Raw genomic sequence first — 16,400 nt, forward strand, 5'->3', positions numbered from 1 at the left:
GAGCCCCCTCTAAACGGCGAAGCCCTCATGTAATAATCTCCCCCAAGGGAGGAGACTTCAAAAAAGTATTTTAAAGCCCTCTCCCTTGGAGAGGGTTGGGTGAGGCTCTTGCTTCGTCGTTCCCACAGCAATGTCAATGACACAAATAGGGCTGTCATGGAGCCTGTCGAAGCATGGTGGGCTGGCCTCTGCGCTCTACCCTTCGACGGAGCTCAGGGTGACAGCCCTATCCTATTACTTGTCTGTATAGTACCTCTTCCTGAACCAGAAAGCCAGGTTTACCAAGGCGATCAAAGCGGGCACTTCCACCAGCGGACCGATAACACCTGCAAAAGCTTCGCCGGAATTAATGCCGAACACGCCGATGGCTACCGCGATAGCCAGTTCAAAATTATTCCCCGTGGCCGTAAAGGCGATGGAGATGCTTTTTGAATAATCGGCCCCGAATGATTTACCGATGAAGAAACTCAGCAGGAACATTACGGCGAAGTAGATAACCAGCGGTATAGCTATCCGCACAACATCAAAGGGGATGTGTACGATAAGACCGCCCTTAAGACTGAACATCAACATGATGGTAAACAGCAAGGCGATCAACGTAATAGGTGAAATAAAGGGCACATATTTTTGTTGGAACCAGGTTTCACCTTTTATCTTGATGAGCGTGTACCTGCTGATGATGCCGGCGGCAAACGGGATGCCCAGGTAAACACCCACGCTTTTGGCTATCTCGCTCATGGTAATATGTACTGTCAGACCTTTAAGGCCGAACAACGGCGGCAAAATGGTGATAAATACCCAGGCGTATACGCTGTAGAGTAATACCTGGAAAATGCTGTTAAGGGCGATGAGCCCGGCGGCATATTCGCGGTTCCCTTCGGCAAGCTCGTTCCATACCACTACCATGGCTATGCAGCGGGCCAGGCCGATCAGGATCAATCCTACCATGTAAGCCGGATGGTCGTGCAGCAGGGTTATGGCCAAAAAGAACATCAGTATTGGTCCAACTATCCAGTTGAGTACCAAAGAGGCGCTTAATACTTTAGTATCTTTAAATACCTGGCCCATGTTTTCATATTTTACTTTGGCCAATGGCGGGTACATCATCAGGATCAAACCGATAGCCAGTGGAACATTGGTTGTACCGCTGGAAAATGAATTGATGAACCCGGCCGATGATGGTATAAAATAACCAATAGCCACCCCTGCGGCCATCGCCAGGAATATCCAGAGCGTAAGGTACCGGTCCAAAAAGCTCAGCTTTTTACGCTCAACCACCGGGGCGCAATGTTCAACCAGCATGGGATGTTTTTAAGTTTTCGTTCACGAAGTTTTGGGTATACTGCCTGATCATTTCGCGCACCTGCCTGAATTGCTCCATGATCTCGTCCTCGGTGCCGGTTGCTTTTGCCGGGTCGGGAAAGTTGTAATGCAGTTTTACAGCCTTTGTCGGGAAATACGGGCAGCTCTCTTTGGCGTTATCACAAACGGTGATCACATAGTCGAAATCAATATCCAGGTATTCATTAACATTGTTGGAGGTGTGATGGGAGATGTCGATTCCATCGCGTTTCATGATCTCAATAGCCCGCGAATTAACCCCATGTGTTTCGATACCCGCGCTGTAAATATTGGCTTTGTCGCCTGCAAAATAACGCAGGTAACCTTCAGCTATCTGGCTGCGGCAGCTGTTTCCGGTGCAAAGCACCAATACATTTTTCATTAGTTATTATTTTTTAGTATTTTTTTCATAACGATGGCAGAAACCGGGCAAACATGGCTGAACTCCGACGATTGCTGTACCACGGGAGGCACTTCGTCCCTGGTGATGCGCAGAAAGCCTTTCCGGTCAAAATAATCTGCTGCCGTTTCCGTGAGCAGGTAAAGTGCCACGAGGCCTTTTGACCTGCTTTCTTCAGTTATGCGTTGTAGCAATTGCTGCGCTATACCTGAGTTTCTGAATTCGGGGTGTACGGCGAGTGAGCGCAGTAAACCAAAATTTCCGTAAACCTCCAATCCCGCAACGCCAACAATTTTTTGATTTTGTATGGCAACCAGAAAATCATCTAAGTTGTCCGGAAGATCATTTACAGGGAGCTTTTGCGACTCCAGCAATGCAATGATCTCCTGCCTGTAAGCTTGTGCCTGTTCAATGTTCATATCTGTATTCGTAAATATTTAGCAACAGTCCGAACCCGGTGTACAGCAGACTTCGGCTTTAACAGCCAGGTTCTTTAATTCTACCTTTGGTTTTGCGGGCTCTGGTGCACAGCATTCCTCGCCCTTTTCGTTTGTTCCGCAACTCCCGCCGCGACTGATCGCTTTACATTGCACAGCATCCGGGCGCAGGTCGATGATCAGGCTTTCGCCGCTCACGATCATATCTCCCGGAAACATCTGGCGCGTATCAAATTCCGAATTGCCAAATTCTATTTTAACCGTTCCATTGGGATTTAAAGGCAGCATTTTTTCTACAATATCCACAATAGACAAAGCCTTTTTTACCTTCATAGATCGCTCCTGCTGTTCGGCTTCGGGAACCCATAATTGTACAATGATCTCGGTCCAGGCATTCATCACACCGCCGCAATCAACCGAGGTAATGGGCGCCTGTTTAATTTCGGTGATGTGATAGGCCGCATCCACCAGTTTACCTTCGGCATATTGAAATTGGAGGTCCAGGTCGGGATGCTGTAACAGTGTTTCCTTAAACGTTGCCCAATTGATGGCTTCTACTTTGTTCATGATCGGTATATTTTATTATTGCAATATTGCGATTGATTGGTGTAAAAAATTTTTAACAACAGCTATTCAGGTCCTTGTACGAGGAGAATAACACATTTAATTCCGTTTGTAAATTATTCCAGGCTTTTGGCTCTATGCAATAACAAACGCTTACGCCTTCTATGGTGCCCTGTATCAATCCCGCGTTTTTCAGCTCTTTAAGATGTTGCGAAATGGTGGGCTGCGCCAAACCCAGCTCATCGGCCAGATCGCCGCAGATGCAAGCTTTGGCCGCTATAATGTGCTGCAATATGGCAATACGCGCGGGATGTGCTATAGCTTTTAACTGCACGGCCAATTTGTTTTGTTCGTCGGTGAATATTTCTGTTTTGGTGATTCCCATAATATATATTGCAATATTACGATTAATATCGATTTGTCAAGAATTATTTTTTATTTTTTTGGGGATACATAGCAACCGGCATCGACTCACCCTGGCATCGCTGCGCTCGCCGACCCTCTCTTCGCCTGCGGCGGAAAGAGGGGTCTTAAATAACAAATAAGCCATGTCATTGCGAGCGTAGCGTGGCAATCTCCTCGCATGTTTAAACGCGAAGAGATTGCTTCGTCGTTCCTCGCAATGACATAGAAGAAAAACAATCAAGTCGAAGCGCAGGCGGGGTGAGTCGTCTATATCAGGCAAAACACCACTTCACCAATAGCACACCCATCGCCAAGCCTGTATATCTATCAATTAAGTAGCGTTTTTTACATACAAAACACATTCTTTTGCCTAAACTTGCATTTATAACGCGCTGTTTTCTACAACAGCCCGCATAAAACATGAGTGAGGAGTTTTACGAGCAAATTTTTAACAAGCAACAAAGGCTGGAGGCCGTGCCATCGAACAAGGAGATCACCCGGTGGGCGCTCCAGGTAATTCATTTGCTATATCCCGAGCAAACCGGGCAAATATTTGCTGATGTTGCCGCACTTAAGGCAGAGTTTGCCCTGCTGGAGAATGAACTGCACCACATGATGGAGGTAACCAAAGGTTGCAACGATTGTGATAATAAAGAACGGGCGGCGCGGTTTTTTAAAGGACTTCCGGAGCTGTTCAGGATCTTGAATACGGATATACAGGCCATTTTTAATGGCGACCCTGCTGCACAAAGTGAGTTTGAAGTAGTGCGTACCTACCCGGGCTTTTTAGCCATATCCTTATATCGCCTGGCGCATAGTTTGTATACCGACAATGTGCCTTTGATCCCCCGGATCCTGACCGAATACGCGCACTCCAAAACCGGTATCGACATACATCCGGCTGCAGTGATCGGCGAGTATTTTTATATCGACCACGGTACCGGCATTGTGATAGGCGAGAGCGCCATTATCGGTAACCATGTAAAATTGTACCAGGGAATTACCCTGGGCGCCCTGAGTGTGGATAAAAGTATGGCCAATACCAAACGGCACCCAACGGTGGAAGATCATGTGGTGATATACTCCGGGGCTACCATCCTGGGCGGCGAAACCGTTATTGGGCATAACAGCCTTATAGGGGGTAACGTATGGCTTACTAAAAGTGTACCCCCGCATTCGAGAGTGTACCATAGCCCAAGTCACCGGACTTTGAAAAGTGATGAAGTATAAATATAGTATCGAGTCGTTAGTATCAAGTATCAAGATTTTAATGAGATTGTATATACATAACAAAAGAAGAACGTCGTGATACTTGATACTAACGACTTGATACTAAAAAGATAAAATTTATGGCTGGCATTATTGATATCATAGGAAATACGCCCCTGGTTGAAATACAAAAACTTAACCCCAATCCCAACGTAAAAATATACGCCAAGCTGGAAGGCAATAACCCCGGCGGCAGCGTAAAGGATAGGGCCTCGCTCAACATGATCCGCAGCGCTATTGAACGGGGTGATATAAAACCGGGGACTAAATTGATTGAAGCAACCAGCGGCAACACCGGCATTGCCCTGGCTATGATAGCGCGGCTTTTTGGTTTAGAGATCGAATTGGTGATGCCTTCCAATTCTACCCGTGAGCGTACCTTAACCATGGAGGCCTATGGCGCCAAAGTAACCTTGCTGGAAGGAATTGAACTTTGCCGCGATTATGCCGAAGAAAAAGGCGCTACTGAAGGCTATTTCCTGCTGAACCAGTTTGCGAACCCTGATAATTACATGGCCCACGTAAAAACTACCGGTCCGGAAATATGGCGCGATACCGAAGGTAAGATCACCCATTTTGTAAGCGCAATGGGTACCACGGGCACCATTATGGGCTGCTCCCGGTATTTTAAAGACCAGAATAAGGATATACAGATAATAGGCTGCCAGCCTACCGAGGGTTCATCCATCCCTGGTATCCGCCGCTGGCCTGAAGCCTACCTGCCCAAAATATTTGATGCCAGCCGGGTCGACCGGGTAATGGATATCTCGGAAGCAGAAGCTACCCAGATGGCCCGTGAAATGGCCAAAACCGAAGGCATATTTGCCGGCATGAGCAGTGGCGGTGCGCTGGCAGCAGCTATCAAATTGGCCGCTGAGCTCAAAGAAGGTGTTATCGTATTCATTTGCTGCGACCGCGGCGACAGGTATTTGAGCAGTGATTTGTTTGGGTAATTAAAGCTTATATTTGAGTAAGTAAATTACTGGTGATATGGAACCTATCGAAGACGGCTCAAACTATAAATACGGGGTATTTTATTTCAATAAAAACGATCCGCGCACAATCGTCCCCAAACGCATCAGGTTTATGGGCTGGACGCTGAACTTTGCCCGCCCCGCCAGCTATGTAATTATGGCGGCTATAGCGGGCTTGGTCGTATGGGCTATTGTTTTTAAAAAGTGACACGTCACGCTTGTCTATCCTAATATTTGTTGTCCTGAGGAACGAAGGATCTTCTTCGATAGGTGTATCGCGAAACAGATGCTTCACTTTGTTCAGCATGGCAAATTTTCTCCGCCCGCAAATTTGATCGTCTCTTTAACATTTCGTACATTTATATATCAAACAGCCCGCTTGTCTTTCAAAAGACAAGCGGGCTGTTTGGTTAAGAGAAAAAGACTAAAAACCGACCGTTGGTATGTGGCTGTTTGATAGTAAATAAATTAATACTTTTTAAAGTCTTCAAAACCCATCAAAAATTTGTTAAAAAGTGTTAAAATGGAGATAAAACGGAATAAAAATGATGAATAACTAAGCTATTTTACCCTGTTTTCGACTAAAAAAGTGTTAAAATTAAAGGTTTAAAAGTTTTTACTACTTCAGCTTCCTGGCAGTCACGCCTTCGTTGGTGATCTTCACGGGTTGAATGTTGCCATCCTTGTCAAAATACATTTTATCGATACACATCACCCGGTGGTTGGCATCCGTTTCGGTAAGCGGCCTGCGATGGTAAACAACATACCATTCGTCTGTACCCGGTACGTTGATCACCGAGTGGTGACCGGCGCCGGTGGCAATGCTGGCATCCTGCTTCAAAATAGTGCCAATGCGCTTAAATGGACCAAAAGGGGTGTCGCCAATGGCATAAGCCACCCGGTAATCCGGACCAGTCCAGCCGCCTTCGCTCCACATAAAGTAGTATTTATCCTTGCGCTTAAACATCACAGGGCCTTCTACATAACCTTCGGGGGTTATTTTCTTATAGATTACGCCATCTTCAAAAGGCTCAACACCTGTAAAATCGTTCTTTAGCTTCACGATGTTACACTGCCCCCAGCCGCCGTATATCATATAGTACTGGCCGTTATCGTCACGGAAAACAAATTGGTCGATAGGTTGGGCTTTGTTAATGATCTGGTCGATAAGGGGTTTGCCCAGGTAATCTTTGAAAGGGCCTTCGGGCTTATCGCTTACAGCTACACCTATACCGCCTTTTTCGTTATTGTTCTGGATATCGTTAGCGCCGAAGAAAATGTAGTATTTGCCATCTTTTTCGGTAACTGCGGGAGCCCAAAGCGCGCGCCTCACCCATTTAACTCCGCTGGTATCAATAATATGGGGATGTTTGGTCCAATGCACCAGGTCGGGCGATGAAAAAGCATCCATAAATACCTGCTCGTTGTATTTGGCCGAATAAGTGGGGTACAGCCAGTACTGGTGGTTAAATATTTTGGCTTCGGGATCGGCATACCAGCCTTCAACCACGGGATTGCCTGATGTTTTTTTGTCTTGCGCGTTGGCATTAACAGCAGGTGTTAATAATGTTACGCCTAATAGTACGCTTAAAAGCAGCTTTGGGGCTGTGCTCCTGTTCATTTTTGGGTATTAGTATTGTTCTTTGGTTTTTTCTTATTAAAACGTCTGTTGGGTTTCTTTTTATTGTCCGATCGATCGGCACTATGGCTATGCGTAGGCTGTATAGCGGCCAGCTCATCGGGTAAACCTACCAGGCGGATAGGCCGTTCTATGAGTTGTTCGATGTTCTTAAGCTTACGTTCATCACGGTGATTTACAAAGGTGATGGCGGTTCCTGTAGTGGCTGCACGCGCGGTACGGCCAATACGGTGGATATAATCTTCCGGGTCACCGGGAACATCATAGTTGATCACCAGGTCGATACCCTCCACATCAATACCGCGCGACAGGGCATCGGTACCGATAATTACCGGTAACTGTTTGTTTTTGAACTGCAGCAATATTTCCTCACGCTCACGCTGCTCCAGATCGGAGTGAAAAGCATTGGCGTTAATTTTGATGGCTTTGAGTTCTTTGTATAATGATTTAACGATCTCCTTGCGCGATGCGAAAATAATGGTACTGGCATAGGCAGAATCGCGGAGAATGAGTTGCAGCAAAGGTGTTTTTTGCTGATCATGCAAACGGTAGATCTGTTGATCGATACCTACAGCGGGTTGCGACAGGGCGATATTGATCTGCTCGGGCTCCTTCATAATGGCCTTAGCCAGTGCGCGGATACGGCCGGGCATAGTGGCTGAGAAAAGCAGCGTTTGCCTGTTTTTGGGCAGATAACTAATGATTTTTTTGATATCATCAGAAAAACCCATATCCAGCATCCGGTCGGCTTCGTCCAGTATCAGATGGGTAAGGTGGTTCAGCTTTAAAACCCCTGATGTAAGGTGGGCAATCAGCCTGCCGGGTGTAGCTATAATAATGTTCACATTATTTTGAATGCCCCGGCGTTGCTGCTCGTAAACGGCGCCATCGCCACCGCCAAATACAGCTATGGAGCTAATGCCCGTAAAATAAGCCAGCCCTTCTACCTGCTGGTCAATTTGCTGGGCAAGCTCACGGGTGGGCGCCAAAACAAGCGCGCTGGTATGGTGTTTATTGCTATTGCTGATGAAATTTAATATGGGCAGCAAATAAGCGCCGGTTTTACCGGTACCGGTTTGTGCGCAGGCAATAAGATCATGACCCTTTAAAACTACGGGTATGGCCATTTCCTGTATGGGCGTTGGGTTGTTGAAGCCCATACTTTGTATGCCCTCGAATAATTGTTCGTTGAAATTGAAATCCTGAAACGTCACTATGTTCTACTTGGTGTGTTACGCAAGGTATAGATTTTTGGAACAAGGAGCAAGTTTTTGAATTACGGACAAGGATAACAAGGATCTCGGGAGCAAAGAATAAAGACTTTTTGGAACAAAGAGTTTTTGGAGCAAGGAATAAGGATTTTTTGAACAAAGATATATAGATTAAGGAGAGAGGATAAGGAAGGAATGGTAAAACAAATTGTCTTTACTCCCAAAGGCCTTATTCCTTGCTCCCGAAATTCTTGCTCCCCTTATGAGTGTATATAACTCTTTAGCTGTTCAATGGTTTCTAATTGAGATAGTATGGTTTCTGTAACCAGATCATTGATAGAAATAATACCGCACAGCGCATCATCAATAAATACTGGCAGATAGCGGATATTACTTTCGCTCATGATGTGCATGCAGGTTTCGATGGAGTTATCGGGTAGTATGCGGGGTAAGCCGGTACTCATAATATCGCGCACAAGGGTTTCATGGGATGATTTTCCTTTCAGGATCACCTTTCGGGCATAATCACGTTCGGTAAGCAGGCCGGCGTATTCGCCATCCTCCATTATAACCACCGAGCCGATGTTTTCATCAGCCATTAATTTTAATGCTTCCAAAACTGATTTACCGGCATCAATGGTAACTATGCGGCCGCCTTTGCGGGCAAGGATATTTGAAACTTTTATCATGGCACTAAGGTTAAAATGACGAATTGGCTATAACCAAATATAACAAACAGAATTGAAAAACAAGAGATACCCTGCTTATAAATATCAACAATTCAGCATTTTATCAGGGAATTGCCATCTAATGGGTATATAGATAGCTTTTACGTTTGTTTGACACTGCATATGCCTCATAAAAAAGAATAATATCTAATATTGCCCCGTAATTTTTAACAGTATTTTAACATTGTGCGACAGGAAATTATTGGTTTTAGGTCTTTAACTACCGGTCAAAATAATTCATACTACATTGATCAATCTTATACCCCACAAAACGCGTTTTAAAAACAACGCCCGCTATATCCAATTAATCCCTGCCTTAAAAGTGATCTGTTGCCTGCTTTGCCTGGCTTTGCCTGCCAGTTTGATGGCTAAAGACACGGCTCTTAAGCAACCGGGTGTATCTGTGGCTGACACCACCGCCGACTCTGTTCTGTTAAAGCGGCGGTTGATCAATAATGCCTTTGATAATATCTTTATACAAAACCTGCGGACCTCCGAGGGAGGTAATGATTATTTTAACAAGATAAAAACCCAGTTAACTGCCGATCTGGCGCCCAACTTTATCTTATTCCAAACACCCAAATCGCGGTTTTTTGCCACTTTTACAGCAAGAGTTAAAATACGTTTGCTGGCCTCTCATGGAGCTCCGGTAAAATCGCCAAGCTTTATGCCCGGGGCTACCATATTTTACCGGTTGAATGAGGATACTTATAAACCAAAGTTTTTGTCCTTTGGCTATTCACATCACTCGAACGGGGTAAGGGGCCCGTCATTAAATCCAGATGGCAGCTTTAATCGCGACAGCGGAAAATTTACCACCAACTTTTATACGCTTACCTATTATACCGGTAAGCGGATCGATAAAGAAAACCTGATCATTAATCGTTACGATAATATAGCCCTTGAAGTACACGCCGGTTTATTTGGCCTGGGCATGTCTGAAGGATTAAAGGATCATTACGGATTTATCAGGGTTAATGGCAGCCGGATGTATAACCTGGCCAAAGCTTATGACGATCCCTTGGAAAAAGGGAAAAAAGTGTACAAAAACTGGCAGCGTATCCGGTTTGATTTTACTTACATAGCTGATAAGTACGACAATTATTCGGCCGTTGATTTTAAGAAACGACTAAATGTAAGTTTGAAGTATTATTACCAGTTCCCGTTTATGCCAAGCACAGCCCTGATGGTTGGTGGTGGTTACCGCGGACAGGATGATTATAACCAGTTTTTTGAGGATAGTTATGGTTATGTAACCATTGGTTTGGCCTCAGACCTCTCATTCAATTTTGGCAAACATTAAGTCTAAAAAGAAGTCCGTTTTTATATAACCACATTTTTACACAGCTATTCACAGCTGTTTGTAATTTATTTTTCATATAATCGTTTTAGCATTGAAAAAAAGCAGATATATTTAGCCCAACCTAATGGTATATCTTAATTAAATCTAAAACAATTATAATGAAAAAGACCCTTTTGAGCCTCATGGCTATCCCTGTGCTTCATTTTGCGGTATCGGCCCAAACCAAAGGCTTTAAACCACTATTTGATGGTAAAACAACCACCGGTTGGCATACCTACTTAAAAACCGGTTCTGGTGCATGGAAAGTTGTTGATGGTGCATTGCAGCTTGACCCTAAAGCCGAAGGCCAGGGTGATTTGGTTACCGATGGTGAATACGAAAATTACGAGCTGAAACTGGATTGGAAGATCTCTGAAACAGGCAACAGCGGAATTATTTTCGGTGTGCACGAAGATCCTAAATTCAACGAAACTTATCTTACCGGCATCGAAATGCAGGTATTGGATAATGCCAAAGCAAGTGACAACAAAAAGGCAAACCACCTTGCGGGCTCATTATACGATATGAAAGCCCCATCAGCAGATGTTGCCAAGCCGGCCGGCGAATGGAACTCTGTTGTATTGCGTAAAAAAAATGGTCATCTTACTTTTTGGTTAAATGGAACTAAAATAATAGAAACAGAGATTGGCAGCGACGAGTGGAAAGGATTGCTGGCAAACAGTAAATTCAAAAACTGGACCGATTTTGCCAAATATCCAAAAGGCCATATTGCGCTTCAGGATCATGGCCATGACGTTGCATTTCGCAATATTTACATCAAACAGTTATAATATTTAAAAATGATTATGTTGTAACGCTTTGCGTTCAATATATTTATACCATAAAAACCAAATGAATGCAGATGTATGCCTGCGCGTGCATCTTTTCTTCTCTTAACAGAGGATACACCTGATATTATATGAGCGATCTACAAATCAAGAAATCAGCAGAAACTTACGATGTAGTTATTGTGGGTTCGGGAGCTGGTGGCGGTATGGCTGGTTATGTGTTAGCCAATGCCGGTGTAAAAGTGTTAATGTTGGAGGCCGGAGCCTATTTTGACCCAGCCAAAGACTCACAACAATTAAAATGGCCATGGGAATCACCTCGTCGAGGCGCGGGTACAACCCGTCCTTTTGGTGATTTTGATGCTGCTTATGGCGGTTGGGAACTGGAAGGCGAACCCTATACCACCAAAGACAAAACAGAATTTTTCTGGTTCCGCTCGCGGATGCTGGGCGGCCGTACCAATCACTGGGGCCGTATCTCGCTGCGTATGGGGCCGCATGATTTTAAAGCCAAGGATGGCCTTACCGATGATTGGCCGATAACCTATGATGAAGTTAAGCCATATTATGACAAGGTTGACCGCATGATAGGTGTTTACGGTACCAAAGAAGGTTTGGAAAACGAGCCTGATGGTATCTTCCTTCCGCCACCAAAACCCAGGTTAAATGAATTGTATATTAAACAAGGAGCTATAAAAGCGGGCGTCACTACAATTGCTGGTCGTGGTTCGGTTTTAACCGAGGCACTGCCAGGTAATAAAGATCGTGGCGCATGCTTCTTCTGCGGACAGTGCGGTCGGAGCTGTAAGGTTTACGGCGATTTTTCGGCATCATCATGTTTAGTTATCCCTGCTGTAAAAACCGGCAATCTAAAGGTGATTACCAATGCCATGGTGCGTGAGGTGTTGACCAATAAAGAAGGCCTGGCTACGGGTGTGTCATACATCAGTAAAGAAGATATGCAGGAATACCAGGTAAATGCTAAAGCGGTAGTACTTGGTGCCAGCGCCGGTGAATCGGCACGTATCCTGCTGAATTCCAAATCAGCGGCGCATCCGGGCGGTTTGGCCAATAGCAGTGGTGTAGTTGGTCGTTACCTGCATGATTCAACCGGATCAAGTGCGGGTGGTTTCCTGCCGCAACTGATGGATCGCAAACGCTACAACGAAGATGGTGTGGGCAGTGTGCACATTTACTCGCCATGGTGGCTGGATAATAAAAAACTGGATTTTCCTCGCGGCTACCACATTGAATATGGTGGTGGCTTACACATGCCATCATACGGTTTTGGCGGCGGCATCCATAATATGAATGGCGCGGTGCCCGATCGTAATGGCAAAAAGAAAGAAGCCGGTGGTTATGGCGCTTCATTAAAAGATGACTACCGTCGTTTTTATGGTACACAATTTGGTATGGCCGGTCGTGGTACAGCCATTGCCCGCTATGATAACTATTGCGAAATTGACCCCAATGTGGTAGATAAGTACGGTATCCCGGTACTGCGTTTTCATTATAAATGGGCCGATGACGAGATTAAGCAAGCCAAACACATGCAGGAAACCTTCCAGGAGATCATGCATAATATGGGCGCCATTTATGGGCCTCCTCAGGGTGCCGATACCAATTACGGCTTAGAGGCCCCGGGTAAGATCATCCACGAAGTAGGAACCATACGTATGGGCGATGATCCTAAAAAATCGGCTTTAAACAAATGGTGCCAGGCGCATGATTGCAAAAACCTGTTTGTGGTTGATGCGGCTCCGTTTGTTCAGCAAGGTGATAAAAATGCCACCTGGACTATCCTGGCCCTGTCTATGCGTACCGCCGAGTATATTTTACAGGAAAGAAAAAAATTAAACGTTTAACAAGCCCCAATAAAAATTAGTTATGAACAGACGTGACTCCCTAAAAGCTATAGGCTTTGGTACACTCTCAGCAGGATTATTACTGGAAGCCTGTAAAACCGATACTAAAAAAACAGGTGAAGAGGCAGCATCCGCGCCAGCAGCACCTGAAGCCGGTCGCCAGCCATTTGAGGTTGAACGCGATAAAAAGCTGAATGCCGATAAATTCTTTACACCGGCAGAAATGGCTACCATAACCGTATTGGTAGATATTATTATTCCCAAGGACGAGAAATCGGGCAGCGCGACAGATGCCAAAGTGCCTGACTTTATTGAGTTTATTGTAAAAGATATGCCTTACCACCAAACGCCTTTGCGTGGTGGTTTGCGTTGGCTCGATCTGCAATGTCTCAACCGCTTTGGCAAAACATTTACCGATAGCAGCCATGCACAGCAAATAGAGGTGATTGATGATATTGCCTATCCCGCAAAAGCAAAGCCTGAAATGGCTCAGGGCGTAGCATTTTTTAACCGCATGCGCGATTTAACCGCATCAGGCTTTTTTACCAGCGAAATGGGTGTTAAAGATATTGGCTATGCAGGTAATGCCCCAGGTAAATGGACAGGCGTACCAACCGATATACTGAAACATTACGGTATGGAGAATGTATAATATGGCGTTTGCCAACAAATAGTATTAAAACGCCGGGTGATTTGTCGCCCGGCGTTTTTTTGTATAAAATTCAAATCAGGGGTAAATTTTTTCACCTTTAGGAAAATTTACAAATATCTGATAATTAGGTTGTTAATATGGATTTGGTGGTTTAATTATCATTATTTTGTCAATTAGTGGCAGGTTAATATACCATTTTGGCAATTTGATACGTTTATCTACTTTGTAGGTTCACACCTGCAAATAGTGATAAGGTTTAGGTTTAAAGCCCCCAAGCAGCGAGTGCAAGGGGGCTTTTATTTTATTTTATACCGGATTTTGTCTCTTTCCTCCTGATAATAAATTGCTTTATTTGCTTTTTGGGAAATAAATATAATGTCACCGTATGATAGCTTTTCATTATTTCCTTACTGTTGAAATTTAATCATATACATGAGCGATCTGAAAAAGAAATTGCATGAGGCCTGCGTAAATTATGTACGCAAAAGCATGGATGCTGCCGAGCTGGGGATCAAAGAAGCACAAAAAGCATCAAACGAAGATACCAAAAGCAGTGCCGGGGATAAATATGAAACCGGCAGGGCCATGATGCAGCAGGAAACCAACCGTAATTTAACCCAGCTGAATGAGGCCAATAAACTCATGGTGGCCCTTAACCGTATCAATACTAATGGCATAAGCACTAAAGCCGAAACCGGCAGTGTGATCACAACCAATAATGGTAATTTTTACCTGGCTATAAGCGCCGGAAGCCTCTCTGTTGAAAGTAAAAGCTACTTTGCAGTGTCCCCTGCCTCCCCTATTGGTACTCTGCTCATGGGTAAAACAACGGGAGATAGTTTCAATCTCAATGGCAAACTTTACATCATTGAGTCTGTAAATTAGACGATTGGGCCCAAATTGCACGAGTGTTTTTAAGGGAACCCTTTAACGCAAATGGGTGTTATTTTGTTTTAGTTAAATGATATTTTAATTATTAAAAAAAAATAAAAACGTTCATTCACAAATTCTTGCAGTAATCATCAAATATCTATTACTATATTTGATGTTAACAAAACGAGGCAAGTAAAAAAGAACCTTGCTATTATAAATTAAAAATTGATGAACATATTTGCAGGAAGTCTTCCTTTTCAATTAGAGGAAGCCGATTTAAAAGAGCTTTTTGAAGCGTACGGTGAAGTAAGCACTGTAAAAATAATTATTGACAGGGAATCCGGAAGAAGCAAGGGTTTTGGATTTGTTGAAATGCCTGATGACGAGGCTGCCCAATTAGCTATTACCGGCTTAAATGGCTCTGAAGTTAGAGGTCGTTCAATAGCAGTAAGCCAGGCCGAAGAGAAAAAAGCAACCGACCGCAGAGGCGGTGGTGGCGGCGGTTACGGTGGAAACCGTGGCGGCGGTGGCGGCTACGGCGGTGGAAACCGTGGTGGTGGCGGCGGCTACTCAAAAGATAGTAACAGAGGCGGCGGCGGTGGCGGTCGTTGGTAAATTATAAGTTAAAACAAAACACCGGGGCTACATTACCCGGTGTTTTGTTTTAAAAAAATACTGTCCCTGGCTTATTTTTGATCATTTTTGTCGCTGGTTAACATACCGGCAGTATATTCCTATATACAATTGGTAGTTTAGGTTTTGCTCCAGTTACTTATATTCCTGAAAAGGATCTGTTTGCTTGCTACTCTGGCAAAACAGCTTTTTTTAAACATCCCCTCCCTCCTTATTTTTTGGCTGTATACTGAATGGTTTTGTGAGGTGCAAAATAAATACCGGGCACGAACTAATTAAACCGGTTAACGTTGTAAATTTATTTACACAAACACACAACCAAAACCGTTTAGTCACGTATTGTTATTGTATCACTTATACTATTAACACTAAAAACCGTCTATGAAAAGATTAACTTTTTTAACCCTGTTTATTTGCTTGGGCGTTGTTGCCTTTGCACAGCGCAGGGTAGTTTGCTGCAGCAAACCTTCGGCAACCAGGCAGTTTGCCATGCTGGCATCCAGCGAGAAATTCAGAGCTGCCCACAAAAATCCGTTGCCCATTCATTTTCAAAGTACCATTGGTACAGCTATCACCTATAAAACCGCTGATGGTAAAGAATCAACCGCGTATTTGCTGAAAGCCAAAAAGGCCTCCAATAACTATGTCCTGGTAATACACGAATGGTGGGGATTGAATGATTTTGTAAAGAAAGAATCTGAAAAGATCTACAACGACCTGGGCAATGTCAACGTGATCGACCTTGACCTTTACGATGGTAAAGTGGCCACCACAAAAGAAGAAGCGGGTAAATTTATGCAGGCTGTAAACGAAGACCGCGCGAAGGCTATCATCAATGGAGCCATCGCTTATACGGGTCCTAAGGCACATATTGCTACCGTTGGCTGGTGTTTTGGTGGTGGCTGGAGCCTGCAAACCAGTTTGCTGGCTGGTAAAAAAGCTGCCGGTTGCGTAATGTACTACGGAATGCCGGAGCAGGATGTTAACCGGTTAAAAACATTAAATGCTGATGTATTAGGTAATTTTGCCAACAAAGATCAATGGATAAACCCTAAGGTGGTTGCTAAATTTGATGCCGACATGAAAAAGGCCGGTAAAAAGCTATACCTGCATCAATATGATGCCGATCATGGTTTTGCAAATCCCAGCAATCCTATTTACGACAGTAATGCAACCAAAGATGCCTATGCCAATACCATAGCTTTTTTAAAAACGCGATTAAAATAAACAAAACATATACTATAATGTGATGTTATACCGGGCAAGCGAAAAGCTTGCC

At 44.3% G+C, this 16,400-nt stretch carries 18 protein-coding genes; 10 read left to right on the plus strand and 8 right to left on the minus strand.

Annotated elements, in window-relative coordinates; translation table 11 throughout:
• Positions 1-234 precede the first annotated feature (234 nt).
• Genes arsB through ACNURT_RS03000 form a run of 5 tightly spaced genes read right to left on the minus strand, consistent with a single transcriptional unit; the run spans position 235 to position 3,127 of the window.
• Entirely contained in the window at positions 235-1,302 is a 1,068-nt protein-coding gene (gene arsB, locus ACNURT_RS02980) for an ACR3 family arsenite efflux transporter (RefSeq protein ID WP_419700482.1), read from the minus strand.
• Positions 1,292-1,723 (minus strand): arsenate reductase ArsC, encoded by a 432-nt coding sequence (locus ACNURT_RS02985; protein WP_419700483.1) that lies wholly within the window; start codon positions 1,721-1,723, stop codon positions 1,292-1,294. The genes arsB and ACNURT_RS02985 overlap by 11 nt, the downstream gene beginning before the upstream one ends.
• On the minus strand, positions 1,723-2,160 hold the full coding sequence (gene arsN2 / locus ACNURT_RS02990) for an arsenic resistance N-acetyltransferase ArsN2 (protein WP_419700484.1): 438 nt from the start codon (positions 2,158-2,160) through the stop codon (positions 1,723-1,725). The genes ACNURT_RS02985 and arsN2 overlap by 1 nt, the downstream gene beginning before the upstream one ends.
• Before the next feature lie 18 nt (positions 2,161-2,178).
• Entirely contained in the window at positions 2,179-2,745 is a 567-nt protein-coding gene (locus ACNURT_RS02995) for a DUF6428 family protein (RefSeq protein WP_419700485.1), read from the minus strand.
• 52 nt (positions 2,746-2,797) lie between these two features.
• A complete protein-coding gene (locus ACNURT_RS03000) occupies positions 2,798-3,127 on the minus strand; it encodes an ArsR/SmtB family transcription factor (protein WP_419700486.1) in 330 nt (109 codons plus the stop codon).
• Between the two features lie 440 nt (positions 3,128-3,567).
• Here ACNURT_RS03000 and epsC point away from each other — a divergent pair, with 440 nt between their 5' ends.
• From epsC to ACNURT_RS03015, 3 genes are all read left to right on the plus strand, one after another.
• The gene (gene epsC, locus ACNURT_RS03005; protein ID WP_419700487.1) at positions 3,568-4,377 is read left to right on the plus strand and encodes a serine O-acetyltransferase EpsC; all 810 of its coding nucleotides are present in this window, start codon (positions 3,568-3,570) and stop codon (positions 4,375-4,377) included.
• Between the two features lie 119 nt (positions 4,378-4,496).
• Positions 4,497-5,369, plus strand: coding sequence for a cysteine synthase CysM (gene cysM, locus ACNURT_RS03010; RefSeq protein ID WP_419700488.1), 873 nt, complete (start codon positions 4,497-4,499; stop codon positions 5,367-5,369).
• Positions 5,370-5,406: 37 nt separating this feature from the next.
• On the plus strand, positions 5,407-5,598 hold the full coding sequence (locus ACNURT_RS03015; RefSeq protein WP_419700489.1) for a DUF5808 domain-containing protein: 192 nt from the start codon (positions 5,407-5,409) through the stop codon (positions 5,596-5,598).
• Between the two features lie 411 nt (positions 5,599-6,009).
• Here ACNURT_RS03015 and ACNURT_RS03020 read toward each other — a convergent pair whose 3' ends face one another.
• The 3 genes from ACNURT_RS03020 to ACNURT_RS03030 form a co-directional block, all read right to left on the minus strand.
• Complete coding sequence (locus ACNURT_RS03020; protein ID WP_419700490.1) at positions 6,010-7,011, minus strand: glycoside hydrolase family 43 protein; 1,002 nt, start codon at positions 7,009-7,011, stop codon at positions 6,010-6,012.
• Positions 7,008-8,243, minus strand: a complete 1,236-nt coding sequence (locus ACNURT_RS03025) for a DEAD/DEAH box helicase (protein WP_370995927.1) — start codon at positions 8,241-8,243, stop codon at positions 7,008-7,010. Before ACNURT_RS03025 ends, ACNURT_RS03020 begins: the two co-directional genes overlap by 4 nt.
• Before the next feature lie 257 nt (positions 8,244-8,500).
• Positions 8,501-8,929, minus strand: coding sequence for a CBS domain-containing protein (locus ACNURT_RS03030; RefSeq protein ID WP_419700491.1), 429 nt, complete (start codon positions 8,927-8,929; stop codon positions 8,501-8,503).
• A gap of 286 nt (positions 8,930-9,215) precedes the next feature.
• On the opposite strand from ACNURT_RS03030, the gene ACNURT_RS03035 reads away from it, so the two are divergent.
• The 7 genes from ACNURT_RS03035 to ACNURT_RS03065 all read left to right on the plus strand — a co-directional run bounded on the left by ACNURT_RS03035 (position 9,216) and on the right by ACNURT_RS03065 (position 16,348).
• Positions 9,216-10,271: a hypothetical protein gene (locus ACNURT_RS03035; protein ID WP_419700492.1), complete on the plus strand. Its 1,056-nt coding sequence runs from the start codon at positions 9,216-9,218 to the stop codon at positions 10,269-10,271.
• Positions 10,272-10,429: 158 nt separating this feature from the next.
• On the plus strand, positions 10,430-11,101 hold the full coding sequence (locus ACNURT_RS03040; protein ID WP_419700493.1) for a 3-keto-disaccharide hydrolase: 672 nt from the start codon (positions 10,430-10,432) through the stop codon (positions 11,099-11,101).
• A 128-nt stretch (positions 11,102-11,229) separates the two neighbouring features.
• Positions 11,230-12,963 (plus strand): GMC family oxidoreductase, encoded by a 1,734-nt coding sequence (locus ACNURT_RS03045; protein WP_370995931.1) that lies wholly within the window; start codon positions 11,230-11,232, stop codon positions 12,961-12,963.
• A gap of 22 nt (positions 12,964-12,985) precedes the next feature.
• Entirely contained in the window at positions 12,986-13,615 is a 630-nt protein-coding gene (locus ACNURT_RS03050) for a gluconate 2-dehydrogenase subunit 3 family protein (RefSeq protein WP_419700494.1), read from the plus strand.
• Positions 13,616-14,047: 432 nt separating this feature from the next.
• Positions 14,048-14,500 (plus strand): 3-oxoacyl-ACP synthase, encoded by a 453-nt coding sequence (locus ACNURT_RS03055; RefSeq protein WP_419700495.1) that lies wholly within the window; start codon positions 14,048-14,050, stop codon positions 14,498-14,500.
• A gap of 216 nt (positions 14,501-14,716) precedes the next feature.
• A complete protein-coding gene (locus ACNURT_RS03060) occupies positions 14,717-15,103 on the plus strand; it encodes an RNA recognition motif domain-containing protein (RefSeq protein ID WP_370995934.1) in 387 nt (128 codons plus the stop codon).
• 399 nt (positions 15,104-15,502) lie between these two features.
• Positions 15,503-16,348 (plus strand): dienelactone hydrolase family protein, encoded by an 846-nt coding sequence (locus ACNURT_RS03065; protein WP_419700496.1) that lies wholly within the window; start codon positions 15,503-15,505, stop codon positions 16,346-16,348.
• The last annotated feature ends 52 nt before the right edge of the window (positions 16,349-16,400 follow it).

The sequence above is a fragment of the Mucilaginibacter sp. NFX135 genome (genome assembly GCF_048565145.1).
Lineage (GTDB): Bacteria > Bacteroidota > Bacteroidia > Sphingobacteriales > Sphingobacteriaceae > Mucilaginibacter.